General features: G+C 58.9%; 14 protein-coding genes. 7 read left to right on the top strand and 7 right to left on the bottom strand.

Annotated elements, in window-relative coordinates; genetic code table 11:
* Positions 1–47: 47 nt before the first annotated feature.
* The 3 genes from AC1XOS_RS10915 to AC1XOS_RS10905 are packed head-to-tail and all read right to left on the bottom strand — an operon-like array spanning position 48 to position 3,158.
* Complete coding sequence (locus AC1XOS_RS10915) at positions 48–917, bottom strand: ATP-binding cassette domain-containing protein (RefSeq protein ID WP_481962248.1); 870 nt, start codon at positions 915–917, stop codon at positions 48–50.
* Complete coding sequence (locus AC1XOS_RS10910; protein ID WP_481962247.1) at positions 918–1,487, bottom strand: peptidylprolyl isomerase; 570 nt, start codon at positions 1,485–1,487, stop codon at positions 918–920.
* A 21-nt stretch (positions 1,488–1,508) separates the two neighbouring features.
* Entirely contained in the window at positions 1,509–3,158 is a 1,650-nt protein-coding gene (locus tag AC1XOS_RS10905) for a CTP synthase (RefSeq protein ID WP_481962246.1), read from the bottom strand.
* Positions 3,159–3,266: 108 nt separating this feature from the next.
* Between AC1XOS_RS10905 and AC1XOS_RS10900 the strand changes: the two genes are divergently transcribed.
* Genes AC1XOS_RS10900 through AC1XOS_RS10890 form a run of 3 tightly spaced genes read left to right on the top strand, consistent with a single transcriptional unit; the run spans position 3,267 to position 7,117 of the window.
* Positions 3,267–4,322: an aldose epimerase family protein gene (locus AC1XOS_RS10900; RefSeq protein WP_481962245.1), complete on the top strand. Its 1,056-nt coding sequence runs from the start codon at positions 3,267–3,269 to the stop codon at positions 4,320–4,322.
* Positions 4,323–4,325: 3 nt separating this feature from the next.
* Entirely contained in the window at positions 4,326–4,775 is a 450-nt protein-coding gene (locus tag AC1XOS_RS10895; protein WP_481962244.1) for a CBS domain-containing protein, read from the top strand.
* Positions 4,772–7,117: an aldehyde dehydrogenase family protein gene (locus AC1XOS_RS10890; protein ID WP_481962243.1), complete on the top strand. Its 2,346-nt coding sequence runs from the start codon at positions 4,772–4,774 to the stop codon at positions 7,115–7,117. Before AC1XOS_RS10895 ends, AC1XOS_RS10890 begins: the two co-directional genes overlap by 4 nt.
* Positions 7,118–7,119: 2 nt before the next feature.
* On the opposite strand, the gene AC1XOS_RS10885 is transcribed toward AC1XOS_RS10890, so the two are convergent.
* Entirely contained in the window at positions 7,120–7,575 is a 456-nt protein-coding gene (locus tag AC1XOS_RS10885; protein WP_481962242.1) for a hypothetical protein, read from the bottom strand.
* Between the two features lie 140 nt (positions 7,576–7,715).
* On the opposite strand from AC1XOS_RS10885, the gene trhO reads away from it, so the two are divergent.
* The 4 genes from trhO (at position 7,716) to AC1XOS_RS10865 (ending at position 12,642) form a co-directional block, all read left to right on the top strand.
* Positions 7,716–8,606: an oxygen-dependent tRNA uridine(34) hydroxylase TrhO gene (gene trhO, locus AC1XOS_RS10880; protein WP_481962241.1), complete on the top strand. Its 891-nt coding sequence runs from the start codon at positions 7,716–7,718 to the stop codon at positions 8,604–8,606.
* Positions 8,606–9,943: a hypothetical protein gene (locus AC1XOS_RS10875; protein WP_481962240.1), complete on the top strand. Its 1,338-nt coding sequence runs from the start codon at positions 8,606–8,608 to the stop codon at positions 9,941–9,943. Before trhO ends, AC1XOS_RS10875 begins: the two co-directional genes overlap by 1 nt.
* Positions 9,944–9,984: 41 nt before the next feature.
* Positions 9,985–12,324, top strand: a complete 2,340-nt coding sequence (locus tag AC1XOS_RS10870; protein WP_481962239.1) for an extracellular solute-binding protein — start codon at positions 9,985–9,987, stop codon at positions 12,322–12,324.
* Between the two features lie 84 nt (positions 12,325–12,408).
* Positions 12,409–12,642, top strand: coding sequence for a hypothetical protein (locus AC1XOS_RS10865; RefSeq protein WP_481962238.1), 234 nt, complete (start codon positions 12,409–12,411; stop codon positions 12,640–12,642).
* On the opposite strand, the gene AC1XOS_RS10860 is transcribed toward AC1XOS_RS10865, so the two are convergent.
* The 3 genes from AC1XOS_RS10860 to AC1XOS_RS10850 are packed head-to-tail and all read right to left on the bottom strand — an operon-like array spanning position 12,626 to position 15,130.
* Positions 12,626–13,939, bottom strand: coding sequence for a DHHA2 domain-containing protein (locus tag AC1XOS_RS10860; protein WP_481962237.1), 1,314 nt, complete (start codon positions 13,937–13,939; stop codon positions 12,626–12,628). The genes AC1XOS_RS10865 and AC1XOS_RS10860 overlap by 17 nt on opposite strands.
* Positions 13,940–13,948: 9 nt before the next feature.
* On the bottom strand, positions 13,949–14,875 hold the full coding sequence (locus tag AC1XOS_RS10855; protein ID WP_481962236.1) for a DUF1385 domain-containing protein: 927 nt from the start codon (positions 14,873–14,875) through the stop codon (positions 13,949–13,951).
* 3 nt (positions 14,876–14,878) lie between these two features.
* A complete protein-coding gene (locus AC1XOS_RS10850) occupies positions 14,879–15,130 on the bottom strand; it encodes a type B 50S ribosomal protein L31 (protein ID WP_309707473.1) in 252 nt (83 codons plus the stop codon).
* Between the last annotated feature and the right edge of the window lie 251 nt (positions 15,131–15,381).

The following is a 15,381-nucleotide window of genomic DNA, read 5'->3' as shown; positions in this document are numbered from 1 at the left end:
TAGATCTCCGTGATTAGCACCGGCGCGGGGCGCGGCGTGACGCGCTTCTACAGATCGGCAATCGTGCGCTCGCGGCGCTCTTTGTGCTCTTTCAGCGCCTCGGCCTCGAGCAGCAGCAGCTCTTCTTCGTGCAGAAACTGGCGCTCGCTGGTCTTCAGGCGAAACGGTTTTTCTTGGATGTAGTCGCTGTAGTGGCCCGCGTAGTCGCTGAGGCGGTAGATCTCCAGCTCGACGATGCGCGTGTCGACGCGGTCTAAAAACTGCCGGTCGTGGGAGACGAGAAGCACCGCGCCCGGAAAGCCACGGAGCCACTCTTCGAGCCACGCGACACCCTCGACATCAAGGTAGTTTGTCGGCTCATCCAGCAGCAGTGCCTCAGGGGCCTCCAGTAAAATCTTCGCCAGCGCTGCGCGGTTGCGCCAGCCACCGGAGAGCTGGGCAATAGGGCGCGTGCGGTGCTCTTGCGAGAAACCTAGCTTGCCAAGAACCGTGTCCACGGCGACCTGCCAGTTCCAGCCGTCGAGCTGCTCCATGCGCTCTAGTAGCGTGGCCTGGCGCTCTAATAAAATCTCTAAGTCGGCGCCTTCGTCGGCGAACTGTGCGGCAATCGCCTCTAGCTCGGCTTCGATGGCCTTGGGTTCGGCGAGTACCTCGCCCAGCACTTCCTCAACGGTCTGGGTGCTGTCGAGCTGGGAGAACTGAGAGAAGTAGCCGATTTTTAGACCTGGCTCTTGCTCCACCCTGCCCTCGGTGGGAGCGAGCTCGCCGAGAAAGAGCCGGATGAGCGTGGTTTTACCCGTCCCATTCTGCCCGATCAGCCCAACCCGCTCCCCCTTGGCCAGCTTGAAGTAGACCTCCCGAAGCACCTGCCTATCATCGAAACGCACGGTGACTCCGTGCAGGCGCAGGAGGCTCAACTACCTGATCAGCTTTGCGGTCTTGATGGCATCCAGCTTGGGGAAGTTCTTCTCCAGAAACTTATTTCCCCCTGCCGCGATCTCGCCCTGAAGCGACGTGATCTGCTCACCGTACTCGCCAAAGAGCTTATCCACTACTTCCATGCCCGTGGTGACCTGGGCAAACGGGGAGAAGCCCATGTCATCAAGGCGGCTGTTATCGGCAAGGTTGATAAAGAGCTGGGTGGAGCGGGAGTTGGGAGCGCTAGACTTGGCGTAGGTGAGCGTGCCGCGCTTGTTGCTGCCTTTAACAGCATCATCGGGGATATTGCTCTCCAGCCACTTGCCCGCGAGGCTCGGGTCGCCGTGAATGCCGAACTGAACCACGAAGCCCTTGACCACGCGGAAGAACTTGATGCCGTCGAAGAAGCCATTTTTGACCAGATTGTAGAAGCGATCCACGCCATTGGGAGAGAGATCCCGCGTGACATCCACGACAAAGACACCCTTAGTCGTCTCGAACTGTACCTTGAACTTGGCCGGGGCTTTCTCCTTGAGCGCCGCCGGATTTTGAAGTTTCGCTTTTTGCATGTGCCTATTGTACCCGCGATCTTATGGTGTTTTATTCTTTGCTTTGCTTGCCAGAGCGGCCTCAATCAGTCCCGCGAAGAGTGGCTGGGCCCGGTTGGGGCGGCTCTTGAACTCCGGATGAAACTGAACCCCCACAAAGAAGGGATGGTCGGAGATCTCGACAATCTCCACAAGATTTTTGTCTTTGTTGATCCCCGAGCAGGTCAGTCCCGCTGTGGTGAGCTGCTCGCGGTAGTCGTTATTGAACTCGTAGCGGTGGCGGTGGCGCTCCTGAATAAAGCTTGTTCCGTAGAGTTTTGCCGCGAGGCTCCCCTCCGTCAGGTGGCAGTCCCAGAGCCCTAGGCGCATGGTCGCGCCTTTGTCCTCGACTTGGTACTGGTCGTGCATCAGGTGAATCACCGGGTGGGGGGTCTTCTCGTCCATCTCCGTGGAGTTGGCACCCGTCAGGCCACAGACATTGCGAGAGAACTCAATCACGGCCATCTGCATCCCGAGGCAGATCCCAAAGTAGGGGACTTTATGCTCGCGTGCGTAGCGCACGGCCTCGATCTTGCCCTCAATGCCGCGTGCACCAAAGCCAGGGCAGACCACGATGGCATCGCTATTTTTCAGCCGCGCGACCACGTCCACGCCCTCTTCTTCGAGTGCCTCGGAGTCTACCCAGTCAATCTCGACACGGCAGTTGTGCTGGATCCCGGCGTGGCGTAGGCCCTCGGCGATGGAGATATAGGCATCACCGTTCTGGACATACTTTCCGACGACGGCGACTGAGACAATATGGGCGGGGTGCAGGACACGCTCCACAATGGTCTTCCATTCCTCCAAGTTGGACTCACTCTGGGGCAATCCGAGGCGCTTGACCACTAAGTCCGCGAAGCCCTCTTGCTCATAGATCACTGGGATTTCATAGATCGTCTCGACATCGCGGGCGGGGATCACCGCATCAGCGTCAACGTCGCAGAAGAGCGCGATCTTCTCGCGGTGCTCCTCAGAGAGGCCCTCTTTGACGCGGCAGACCAGCACATCGGGCGCAATCCCAACTTCACGCAGGCGCATCACGGAGTGCTGTGTCGGCTTGGTCTTGATCTCGTTCCACGGCCCGACACTGGGGATCAGGGTCACGTGGACAAAGAGCACATTGCTCGCTCCCGCATCGCGCTTCATCTGACGGATCGCCTCCAGAAACGGCAGGCCCTCAATATCCCCGACCGTCCCCCCAACTTCGGCGAGCACCACATCGGCGCCTGTGGACTTACTCAGCCCGATAATGCGCTCCTTGATCTCGTTGGTGACATGGGGGATCACCTGAACCGTCCCTCCCAGATAGTCGCCGCGCCGCTCTTTGGCAATCACCGCGCCGTAGACCGTCCCGGTGGTGACACTGGCCGCGCGGCTTAGGTTGATGTCCACAAAACGCTCGTAGTGCCCTAGATCTAGATCCGTCTCCGCACCATCATCGGTGACAAAGACCTCCCCGTGCTGAAAGGGGTTCATCGTGCCTGCATCGACATTGATATAGGGATCGAGCTTGACCATCGTGACTTTAAAGCCACGATTGCGGAGCAGGCGGCCAAGAGCCGCAGAGGTAATCCCTTTACCGATAGAGCTGACGACGCCGCCGGTGACAAAGATATACTTAGCGTTTTTTGAGAGAGAAGTTTCAGTGGACATGGCAATAAAATACGGGCCGCATAGAATGGCTGCGGCCCGTGCCGTAGTATACCACAGCGGGTACAATAGAGCTGAACTCGTCTGCGAGGAAAGGAAATGGAAATAGACATGGCTGGCGTTACGAAAGCGTCCTTTGGTAAGCTCAAGACAGGTGAGGCGGTAGAGATCTACACACTCACCAACAAGAACGGCCTCATTGCGAAGATCATGACTTTTGGAGCAACCCTGACGGAGCTCCATGCACCTGATAAGTCCGGCAAGCTCGGGGATATTTGCCTCGGCTTTGACAACTTAGCTGCCTACGAAAAAGGGCACCCGTTCATGGGCTCTACTGTGGGGCGCTATGCCAATCGTATCGGCAAGGGGCGCTTTAAGCTTGGGGAGAAGACCTACAAGCTGGCAACCAACAATCCTCCCAACCACCTCCACGGTGGCACCAAAGGCTGGGACAAGCGTGTCTGGAAGGCACAGATTGTTTCCAAGACCGATGGCCCTGCGGTGCAGTTCACCTATGTCAGCAAAGACGGTGAAGAGGGCTATCCAGGTAATGTGAACGCGTCAGTTATCTACACGCTCACCGATGCCAATACGCTTAAGATGGAGTATGCCGCCACGACCGATAAGCCCTGCCCGATCAACATGACCAACCATGCCTACTTTAATCTCAAGGGGCGAGGGACGATTCACGACCATGAGCTCTATGTCGCGGCCAAGAGCTACACGGAGGGCGATGCGGATCTGCTTCCTACCGGTAAGATTCTCTCCGTGACGGACACGCCCTATGATTTCTTTTCTCAGCCTGCCATGATCGGAGATCGGATCACGGCGGCAGGGGGTAAAGAGCCCAATATCGGCTACGACATGAACTTTGTGCTCCTTCCGGGTGCCAAGGGCTATGCCACCGTGGCGCGTCTGAGCGAGGCGACCTCGGGACGCCAGCTGGAGGTTCGCACGGATCAGCCTGGCTTGCAGTTCTACACCGGAAACTTCCTCGATGGAACTCTGGTGGGTAAGGGCGGCTGGAAGTACGTCCAGCACTCCGCGATCTGTCTGGAGACCCAGCACTTCCCGGACTCTCCGAACCAGAAGAACTTCCCGAGCACGATCCTGAAACCGGGCCAGACCTATCGGACAAAGACCGAGTACGCTCTTTTAGTGAAGTAGACTATGCAAACACTTGCTGAGATCATGACACGCGATGTGGTGACCGTCTCCGACGAAGCCACGTTGCGTGAGGCAGCAGCGATTCTCACGGAGCGCCAGATTAGTGGCGCTCCGGTGGTGAACTCCGAAGGGGCACTCGTGGGAATCCTCTCCGAGTCGGACTTACTCAACGAGGTCAAGAAACGGGAAGCTCTGCCACGGATAACCGCTTTTGGCCTCTTTATCGCCCCGGAAGCTACCGTCCGACGGCTCTACCACGAAGGCGCAGACCTCGCCGTACGCACCGTGATGACCACCTCGGTGATCTCTGCGTCCGAAGAAATGTCGGTTCAAGAGGCGAGTCGCTTGCTTCTAAACAAAAAAATCAACCGCCTCCCCGTGGTAAACACGGAGGGGGCACTAGTTGGCATTGTCACCCGTGAGGACATTCTCAAGGCTGTCTTTTCTCTATGAGTGTGGCGGAGATTTTTGAGACGATGGACTATGGCCCTGCGCCCGAGAGTGCGGTTGCGGCACTCGAGTGGTTGGCACAGCGCCCGGAGGGCTTTGGGCACTTTATTGCGGGAGCATGGACCGCTCCAGGGACACTCTTCTCCACCGATAATCCTGCGACGGGTAAGCCGCTGGCTCAGGTTAGCCAAGCGACGGAGGCCGATGTTGCAGCTGCCGTTGCGGCGGCAAGCTCGGCGCTGCCTGGCTGGAAAGCATTGGGGGGCGTGAGGCGGGCAAAGTTTCTCTACGCTCTTGCGCGGCAGATACAAAAACACGCGCGGCTTTTTGCGGTTCTGGAAACCCTGGATAACGGCAAGCCCATCCGCGAGACGCGTGACATTGATATCCCGCTGGTGGCACGGCATTTTTATCACCACGCTGGCTGGGCGACGCTTTTGGAGACCGAGTGCGCGGGCTACGAAGCCGTGGGGGTCTGTGGGCAGATCATTCCCTGGAACTTTCCGTTGCTCATGCTCGCCTGGAAGATCGCGCCCGCGCTGGCAACCGGCTGTACCGTGGTGCTAAAGCCCGCCGAGTTTACCCCACTGACGGCCCTGCTCTTTGCGGAGATCTGTGCCGAGATTGGGTTGCCCGCAGGCGTGGTCAATATCGTCACAGGGGATGGCAGCACCGGCGCGGCGCTGGTAGCCCACCCTGATGTCCAGAAAATCGCCTTCACCGGCTCCACGGAGGTCGGGCGGCTGATTCGGAAAGCAACCGCGGGAAGCGGGAAGAAGCTCTCCCTGGAGCTGGGGGGGAAATCCCCGTTCATCGTCTTTGAGGATGCGGACTTAGATGCGGCGGTTGAGGGAATCGTGGACGCGATCTGGTTCAACCAGGGCGAGGTCTGCTGCGCGGGGAGCCGCTTGCTGGTGCAGGAGAGTGTCGAGGCGCGTTTTTTACAGAAACTGAAGCGGCGTATGGAGACTCTGCGCGTCGGGGACCCGCTGGATAAAGTCACGGATATGGGGGCGATTGTGGCCCCAATACAGCTTGCACGGATTGACGAGCTCGTGAAGGCAGGTGTGAACCAGGGAGCGGAGCTTTTCCAGCCTAAGAGGGCGTGTCCCACCACAGGCAGTTTCTACCCCCCTACCCTGCTCACGGGCGTCTCACCCGCGTCGGTTGTCGTCCAGGAAGAGATCTTCGGCCCGGTTTTAGTGGCGATGAGCTTCCGCACGCCTGCTGAGGCTATTGCGCTTGCCAACAACACGCCCTATGGACTGGCCGCCTCGCTCTGGTCGGAGAGTATCAACCAGTGTCTGGAAGCCGCTCCCAAGCTCAAGGCGGGGACGATCTGGATCAACGGCACCAATCTCTTCGACGCGGCGGCTGGTTTTGGCGGCTACCGTGAGTCCGGTTTTGGCCGTGAAGGCGGAAAAGAGGGGCTGTGGGAGTATCTTGTCAGTTCCCCCCTAACCCCCGCTGTGCGGGGGAACTACTCCGTTTCCCCCGTTGGACGGGGGCTAGGGGGGAGGAATCTCGATCAAACTGCTAAGCTCTATATCGGGGGCAAGCAGGTGCGCCCTGACTCAGGCTACAGCCGGACCGTGCTGAGCTCGCAGGGTGAGAGCATCGGGGTAGTCGGCGACGGTAGCCGTAAAGACATTCGCAATGCGGTCGAGGCGGCACGGGCGGTTGCGGTAGGCTGGGGCAGCGCGAGCGGGCATAACCGGGCGCAGCTTCTCTACTACCTGGCCGAGAACTTAAGCTACCGCGCGGCGGAGTTTGCGGCGCGAGTCACACAGCAGACGGGACAAGACGGCACCGAAGAAGTCGAGCAGAGTATCGCACAGCTCTTTATCTGGGCGGCATGGGCGGATAAGAACGAGGGCTCTGTCCATCGGACGGTTCAGAAGAGTGTCGTGCTGGCGATACCCGAGCCCTTGGGGGTACTCGGCGTTGCCTGTCCCACCGAGCAGCCGCTTCTGGGTCTGATCTCCGTGGTGGCTCCGGCGATTGCCCTAGGAAATGCCGTGGTAGCGGTTCCCTCTGAGATGCACCCGCTCTCGGCGACGGATTTTTATCAAGTACTGGAAACTAGCGACATCCCCGGCGGCGTGGTCAATCTGATCACCGGGGAGCGCGATGTCCTGATGAAGACCCTGGCGGAGCACGATGATGTGGACGGAATCTGGTACTTTGGGGAGAGTATTGCGCTGGTAGAAGCGGCCTCCGTGGGGAACCTTAAGCGCACCTGGTGCCCCAAGCCCGGTACGCTCCCGCGCCAGGATGCGTTTCTGCGGGCTGCGACGCAAGTCAAAAATATCTGGATTCCCTACACCGACGAGCTTCCCTGGTAGGTTTAGGCCGCTTTTAGGAGGGGCTCTGAGTAGCTCTCCTCAACGAGAAAAGCGAGGAGAGCATCAATCTCTTCGATCTGCTTACGGAGTCCCTCGCCTCGCCGGTAGAATGTCTCCTGCACGGTCTCACGGCGCTTCCAGAGTACCTCGATTTCTGCCGTGATCGCCTCCTGCTCTCGCAGCTCTTCATCGTCTAGATGCTGGAGTGCAAGAAGTGCCCCACGCTTGTTCCAGACAACTTCCCCTATGAGGGTACTGGGATCCACGTGGGCCTTTTGCTCCAGGATATTCTGGATGACAAGCCTCTGCTGTGGCAGAGAGAGACTCTCTGGGAGCGCAGCGACTAGCTCCTGTACTAACTTCGGTCTGCCTGTCAGACTAATAGCAGGTAGCTCTAGTGGGATCAGCTCGTCATCTTCCGTTTGGAGCGTGAGCAAAGGTCTTGTCAGAATATTCATGGCCGTCACTCCGTAGATTGGGTTTTTAGGCTCCTAAGATTCTAGAGAAAATTACTAGTTTTCTTTCTATCGGAAATCTGGTATTGCACTTTTGAGGGAAGAAGTCTCCCACAAGAGGTTGGCGGTAGAATAGAGGCGCTATGTCCTATGCCATTGCCGCTTTCTATAAATTTGTCCCTCTGGAGCCGGAGCGCGTCGAAGCGCTTCGAATAGAGCTGCTCAGAGTCAGCGAGTCTCTTGAGATCCAGGGGCTGATCTTGTTAGCGACGGAAGGGATCAATGCGACAGTTTGTGCTCTGCCGGAGTCGCTGGTGGCGTTTAAGGCTGCGTTGCGGGAGATTCCGGAGCTTGCCACGCTCAAGTTCAAGGACTCCTTTGCACCGGAGCCCGCCTTTCGCCGCTTGACGATTCAGGTGCGCGAGGAGATCGTGACGGCAGAGCTTCCCGGAGTTTTCCCGACGTCCGATCAGCACCGGCACCTGCCGCCCAAAGAGTGGCATGCGCTCTTGCAAGACACCGAAAATACCATTGTGCTCGACACGCGCAACGACTACGAGACACGAATCGGCAAGTTTCGAGGCGCGATTGACCCGAATCTCAGCAAGTTCTCGGAGTTTCCAGGCTACCTTGACAGCAACCCACTGCCGCAGGACAAGACGATTCTGATCTATTGCACCGGGGGAATTCGCTGCGAAAAAGCCATCTTGACCCTGGAGCACAAGGGCTACGAGAATGTCTATCAGCTTGACGGGGGCATCCTAAATTACTTTGCCGAGTTCCCCGAGGGCGGCGCGTTTGAGGGTGAGTGCTTTCTCTTCGACCATCGGGTGGCGGTGGATAGCAAGCTCCAGCCGTCACAAAAGTATGGCCTCTGCCCCCACTGCGGCGACCCGGCGACGGAAGACTTTACCTGTGGCTATTGCAAGAAATCTGGCCAGGTCTGCGAGAAATGCCACGTGCGAGAGCACTATGGCGCGGCGTGTAGTAAAAACTGCGCCTATCACCTGCGCCGCTTGGCAGGAGTTTCCTAATGCGCCAAACCCCACGCGTCACCATGCCACCCGAGAGCTTTTTTGCTGGATTTCGTGAGAGAGATCGCGAGCCCGCGCGGCGCTTCTACCAGAAACACGTGGATCTCAAAGGGCTCCATATTGCGGCGGCAGGAGTCGTAGACGATGCAGCGCTCCAGCGAACCCACTTTTTGGTGTCTCACTTGCTGGCGGGACGCCCCGATATTCTGGAGACCATGGCGACCTTTGGGACACGGCTGATCGTGATTGGCAAAGACCAGGTCTACACCGACATGCCAGAGTATCGAAACGCTCCAAACCCTGCCTACCTCAATGAACGAGTGCGCGGCACAGGCGGCCTTGATGTGACCAGCTTTGGGGAGGAGAACCTGCTCAACCTGCCGCTGGATCGCTACGATGATGAGAGTATTGCGGTCCACGAGTTCTGCCACACCATAGACGCGGCTCTCTCGCGGCTTGATCCCATGTGGCGTGGTCGGCTCAGTGGAGTCTACAAAGCGGCTCTGGCAAAGGGGCTCTGGAAAAATACCTACGCCGCGTCCAACGCGGGCGAGTACTGGGGCGAGATTGCGCAGAGCTACTTTAACTGCAATCGCATCAACAACTGGAACCATGGCCCGATTGGCACGCGGGAGCTCCTGCAAAAGTACGACCCAGAGGGCTTCGCACTCGTTCGGGACACCTTCAAGCTTACGGGCGTAAAAGACTCAAAAGACTGGCGCTACACCCCTGTTCGTCGCCAGCCTTCGGTGATTGCCCCTCCGGTAAAGTTCAAGTTTGCGCCGATTTTTACCAAGTTCACGCTAGCCCGTGAGTTTCCGGTGGTCGGGGTTGCAAAGACCGGCGATAAAGCGCTCCTGAAGGCTAACGACACGATTCGTAAGCTCTTTACCTACCGCCACGATATTCTCAAGGCACTGATCAACGACGGTTACTATCTCGCGGTCTTGCCCAAGGGAGCCGCAGCGCTTTCCGGAGCCGATCCCAAACGCCTGGAAGTCTCCGAAGATCGCCTCGTTTCTCTGGTGGGGACACTCGCTCGCGTTTTCTATCTGGCTACCGCCACGCGTCCCGCTGACCCAGAGTTCGAGAAGCAGCGGGATAGGCAGCAGTACGAGCTGCGGGTCAAGCGGCTGGACGTGACCTTGGACAACCGGCTCCGAGTACTTTTCGGCGAGGCACGTCTGGAGAAGTGGGTCTCGGGTGTCGAGGCCTACTTTGACGTCCACCAGCCCCGGAGCCGTGAACAGCTTCAGCGCACCGACCCAGCCCTCTTTTCGATTGTCGAGGAAGTCATGGCCTACACCAATCACCCCGACTGGCGCTACCGCCCGTGAGGAAGGCTGAAGTCTGAGGCGTGAAGAAGGTAAAATAGCACATGCGGATTTTCTGGTGCTTACTTTTATTGGTCTGTGCAGCCGTGGCGCGGGCACAGACCGAGCCGATTGTGCTGAAGGTGGGAGGAGCCTACTCATCGTGGGGGATTCCCGACCCGAACTCGACGGCACCATTTGATCGTGCCCGTCGTACGGTTTTTGAGGCGTTCTCGAAGAAGCACCCGGAGATCAAGCTAGAGCGGTTTACGTCGCTGAGCATTCAAGGCCCGGCGGCAGAGTCCGGGATTCTCATGGCCTACGCCGGAGGCACTGCCCCGGATATCGTCTACGTGAACATGCGGCTCATGCGGCAGTATGTCGGGCAGGGGTTCTTGCAGCCGCTGGACGGATTGCTCACCAAGTACCCGGACACCCTCACCCGAGTGCACCCGAATCTCAAGAAAGAGCTGGACATTGACGGTCATGTCTACTCTGTGCCCTACGCTCAGTTTGTGCAGGCGCTTTATTATCGCAAAGATCTCTTCCGCGAGGCGGGGCTCGACCCGAACCAGGCACCGCAGACCTGGGACGAGTTCTACACCTACTGTCAGAAGCTCTACGACGAGAAAAAAGGCCAGTGGGGCTTCACGTTCCCACCGTCGGATGCGAGCTACTTTTGGCTGAACTTTCTCTACCAGGCAGGCGGCGATGTCACCAAAAAGACCTCGGAGGGGCAGTATGTCGCGGCCTTTAACTCTGAGGCGGGGGAGAAAGCGCTGGCGTTCTACCGGAAGCTGATGACCACCAAGGGGGTGAGCACCAAGTCTACGACGCGCTCGCAGGACATCTCGGCGGGGAAGCTGGCGATGTGGTTTAGCTACCAGAGCGACGACCTGACCAACATGAACAGCTTTGACCTGAACCCGTCGCTGATTGGGATCGCACCGCTGCCCAAAGGCCCGACGGGGCTGCGTGGCAACGAGCTCAATGCCTCGATGTGGGGCGTGAACGCATCGGTCAAAGACGAGCGTAAGCTGCAAGCTTGCTACGACTTTGTGAACTTCATGGCCAGCGAAGAAGCCAGCAAGATTCGTGTGCAGGCGTATGTGGAGAACGGGCTCGGGCAGCTGGTGAATCCCAAAGAGCTGAAAAAGTGGGGCTATGAGGAGTTTATCACCGCCTCGGCGCGGCCTTGGCTAGATTCCCAAGAGTCGCTGTTCGCCTCAGGGAAACCGGAGCCTGCGGGGCCGAACATGGCGTTTATCTACAAGCTGTTGGACGAGCCGCTGGACCAGGCGACCCTCTACCCCGACCGTCCCATTAAGCAGATTCTGAGTGCGGCGGAGGCGAAAGTCAACTCCAAGCTGCTCAACTACGCCGACCCTGCCACGGTGGCGCAGCGCCGAAGCGTTGCCAGTGTGATCGCTGGCGGGATTGTCTTGCTCCTCACCGGGCTCGTTGGGCGAGCGCTCTTACTGGCCTGGCAAAGTCGGCAGCGCACGACCGTCTCGGTCGGAAAGCTTCCTCTCAAAGTACATCTCTCGGCGTGGGCATTTATGCTCCCGGCGTTGCTCTCGGTATCGGTCTGGGCGTACTTTCCGCTGCTCAAGGGCATGCTGATGGCGTTCCAGGACTACCGTATCTTGGGCGACTCCAAGTGGATCGGGCTGGACAACTTTATCGAGGCCGCGACCCAGGAGACCTTCTGGAAGGGCTTCTTCAACGCCTTCGCCTTCACCGGCTGGCTGCTTGCACTGGGCTTTGCGCTCCCGATTATCCTCGCCCTGATGCTCAATGAGATCCCTAAGGGCAAGGTGATCTACCGGATGCTCTACTACCTGCCCGCCGTCACTACCAGCGTGATTGTGGCGATGCTCTGGAAGCAGTTCTTCGACGCCAGCCCGCAGGGTTTTGCCAACTCGCTGCTGGCAATTTTCCATATCGAGCCGCAAAAATGGCTCCAAGACCCCGCGCAGGCCAAGTTCGCTGTCGTCTTGCCGCTGATCTGGGCGGGAGCCGGGCCGGGGAGCATTATCTATCTGGCCGCCCTGCAAGGCATCCCCGACGAGATGTACGAAGCGGCGGACTTAGACGGCGCGGGCGTCCTCACGAAAATCTGGCGCATCACCCTCCCAACCCTCTCGCCGCTGATTCTCATCAACCTCGTCGGCGCGACCATCGGCGCGTTTAAGATCATGGAGCCCGTGCTCGTCCAGACCGCCGGTGGCCCCGACTACGCCACCCACACCATCGGGCTGGAGATCTGGTACAACGCGTTTATGTACCTCAAGTTCGGCTACGCCACCGCCGCCGCCTGGATGATGGGCCTCGTGTTGGTGACGCTGACGCTCTACCAGCTTAAGATCCTACAGAATGTCAAGTACAGCACGGCGGGTCGGTAGGATATATCGGTCGCAGCAGACCCATCAATGGGCCCGCCCTAAAACGGCCCGACAACCCCATACGTGGTGGGATACAATCAGCGTATGGAAACCAACTCACAGGAGCAAGTGCTGGCGTGGCTTGCGGCCCACCCGTACGGCGATCAGGACGAAAACGGGGTGGATTTGTCGCTCCTTCGCGAGAACCTGAAGCTAACGCCGGAGCAGCGCTGGCTTAAGCACCAGCGTGCCCTGCGAACGATCCTGGAGGTGAAACATGCTGGAGAGCGAGCCCGACTTCGCCGCACTGCTACAGGAGAGCTTACTGTTCGATACTAGCCTGAAGAGTGGGGACGAGCTGTTTTTTGCGCGAGACGACGTGGCCTAGATCGAACTCCGTCAGGCTGAGGCGGGCGAAGGGGAGCAGATCCACCATCGTGCGCTCACCGACGACGAGCAGGCGGCTCACGCCCTCGATCACATCGGTGACCATCAGGCAGACCAGCGCGTGGCCCTCTCGGACGCGGCGGATGGTCATGGCATCGAGCAGCTCCTCTTGGCGCTCGGGAAGCTCGCGCAGGCTACTGACCTCCACTTGGCCGATACTGACGAGCTGCTGGGCCATCACGTAGGTCTTGCGGTCCGAGTCCACGATATCCTCTGCGGTGCGCGACGAGAGCCCCGGCGCGGCGCGAAGAAGCTCTTCGCCGTAGAGCGCGACGTCCACTTGTGCCACGCCGCCGAGCCACTGCGCCATCACTTCATCGCGGGGGGTGCTGGTCGGGGAGCGAAAAACCAGCGTGTCCGAGAGAATCCCTGAGAGCAGCATTCCGGCCAGCGCACGGGGCGGCGTGATCCGACGGCTCCGGCACTGCTCCGCAACCAGGGTAGATGTGCTGCCCACGGGGTCTACCACAAAGGGAATCGGGGCAGGAGTGGGTGGGTTTCCCAGACGATGGTGATCTAAAACCCCTACGATCTCCGCCTCATCGGCACCCGGAACCGCCTGGCCGAGCTCGTTATGATCCACCAGAATCAGTCGGGCACGGGGGGGGTGAAGGAGCTGCTGCTGCGCCGCGAGGCCCAAATAGCGCCCGAGATCGTCTTGTACTATAAAGCGGCTGGCCTCCGCACGCAGGAGGGTTCCCTTGTGATCCGAGAGCCGATCCCGCTGACGCACCAGAGGCACGACCTCAGCCAGTGAGCCACAGGTGCGATTTTCAAGGTTCCCGGCGGCGAGAGCCCGCGCCAGTGCGAGTGGCGAGACGAGACCGCAGGGCTTGCCCCCCGGCTGGGTGATCGGAACGGCGCTCTCCCCCGCGGCAAGCTGGGCAAGCGCCTCGGTGAGCGGGGCGGAAGCTGCAACTGCCGGGGTGCGCTGAAGAATATGCCCGAATGTTGGGGAGGCTTCCGGGAGAAGAAGGGGAGAGTCGTGCCCAAAACGGCTCAGGGCATAGCGTGCCTGCTCCGAAGGCTGCCCTGCGCGAGCCGCTCGAAACGAGCGCTCTGAGTTGGTCTGCGTGAGAAACCAGGCGTAGCCAAGAGACGAAGCGATGGCATCCGTATCGGGGCGCTGGTGGCCAATGACATAGGTGATCTCCGGAGACCAGTCCATGCGTTCTGAGTGAGCGGGCATGCGTCTATGCTACCCGGTCTGCGTTTCCGCCGCGTTTCTAGCCTCTGCAACGCTTCCATTTTCAGCAGCCATCGCCGCCTTTAGTGAGGCAATCGAGACCTCTATCTGGCTGTCATCGGGCTCGCGGGTGGTGAGATACTGAGTCCAGAGCCCCGGTGTGGAGAGAGTGGCGACGGCAGCATTGTTGCGGAACTTGCCTCCAAGGCGCAGGATCTCAAACATCACGCCCGCCATCACGGGCAGAAGACCGACTTGGATCAAGATGCGCTGCCAGAGGACATTGTTGTTGATATTGAAGTAGGACATCGCTAAGACAGAGAGCGCGATGAGTCCAAACAAAAACGACGTTCCACAGCGCGGGTGTAGGCGACTGGCTGCCCGGACATTCTCAACCGTGAGCTCTTTGCCTGCCTCTAAAGCGTTGATCGCCTTGTGCTCGGCCCCGTGGTACTGAAAAACCCGAAAGACATGCTTCATCCGTGCTATCAGAAGCAAGTAGCCGGTGATAAAGACCACGCGGATCGTGAAGTCCATTAAGATAATCTGCCAGGCAGGCCAGCCGGCATTCTTGGCAAACTGAATGGGAATCTGGGGGAGGGTCTTGAAAAAAATCGCCAGTGCTAGGCTCAGAACCACCGTACTCCCGAGCACGACATCCATCACTTTACCAGAGGGCTTGTCCGTCTCCGCGATCTCTTCTTCAGCGATCTTGGCGGCCCACAACAAGGAGCGGGTTCCCAGGCGCATGGCTCCGACAATCCCAAATACCCCTCGGAGGAAGGCAAGCTTTTGCCATGCGGGACGATTCTGATAGGGGACTGCCTCGCAGGTGATTGCGATCTCGCCGTTGGCACGACGAGCGGCGACGGCGAAATGATGGGGGCCGCGCATCATCACGCCCTCGATGACTGCCTGGCCCCCATACAAATCTGACATAAACTACTTCTTCTTCATGCCGTATTTTTGCATGAACTTCTCGACACGACCTTCGGTGTCCAGGATCTTCTGTTTTCCGGTGAAGAACGGGTGGGTGTCGGAGGTAATTTCTGCGACGTAGAGAGGGTACTCTTTTCCGTCAGACCAGGTAGTGGTTCGCTCAGTCTTGAGGGTGGAGCCTGCAAGAAACGAGAACTCACTGGAAGCATCTTTAAAAACAACAAGGCGGTAGTCCGGGTGGATTCCTTCGCGCATGATAGTCGTGTCCTTTCAAAGCAAAACCCGACGATATCCGACCGCCAGGCGCAAGGGCTACTGTATCACTTTTCTCACACCCGTGCAAATTTGAGAAACAAGCGCCGCCGTCGCGTTGGGGGCACCTACCCAAGGATTTCAGGCAGCGGGGAGGTGGCCGTCGGTTCTAGACTAGCTGGCCTCTAAGCGCTCCTTGGCGCGGCGCACCCAGATGGACTCCACGGGCTGCGCCGCGGCCCGCTGCCAGGCGA

Source organism: Armatimonas sp. (assembly GCF_964826245.1).
The sequence above is the reverse complement of the archived record's forward strand: the minus strand, read 5'-3'. Positions and strand labels throughout refer to the sequence as shown.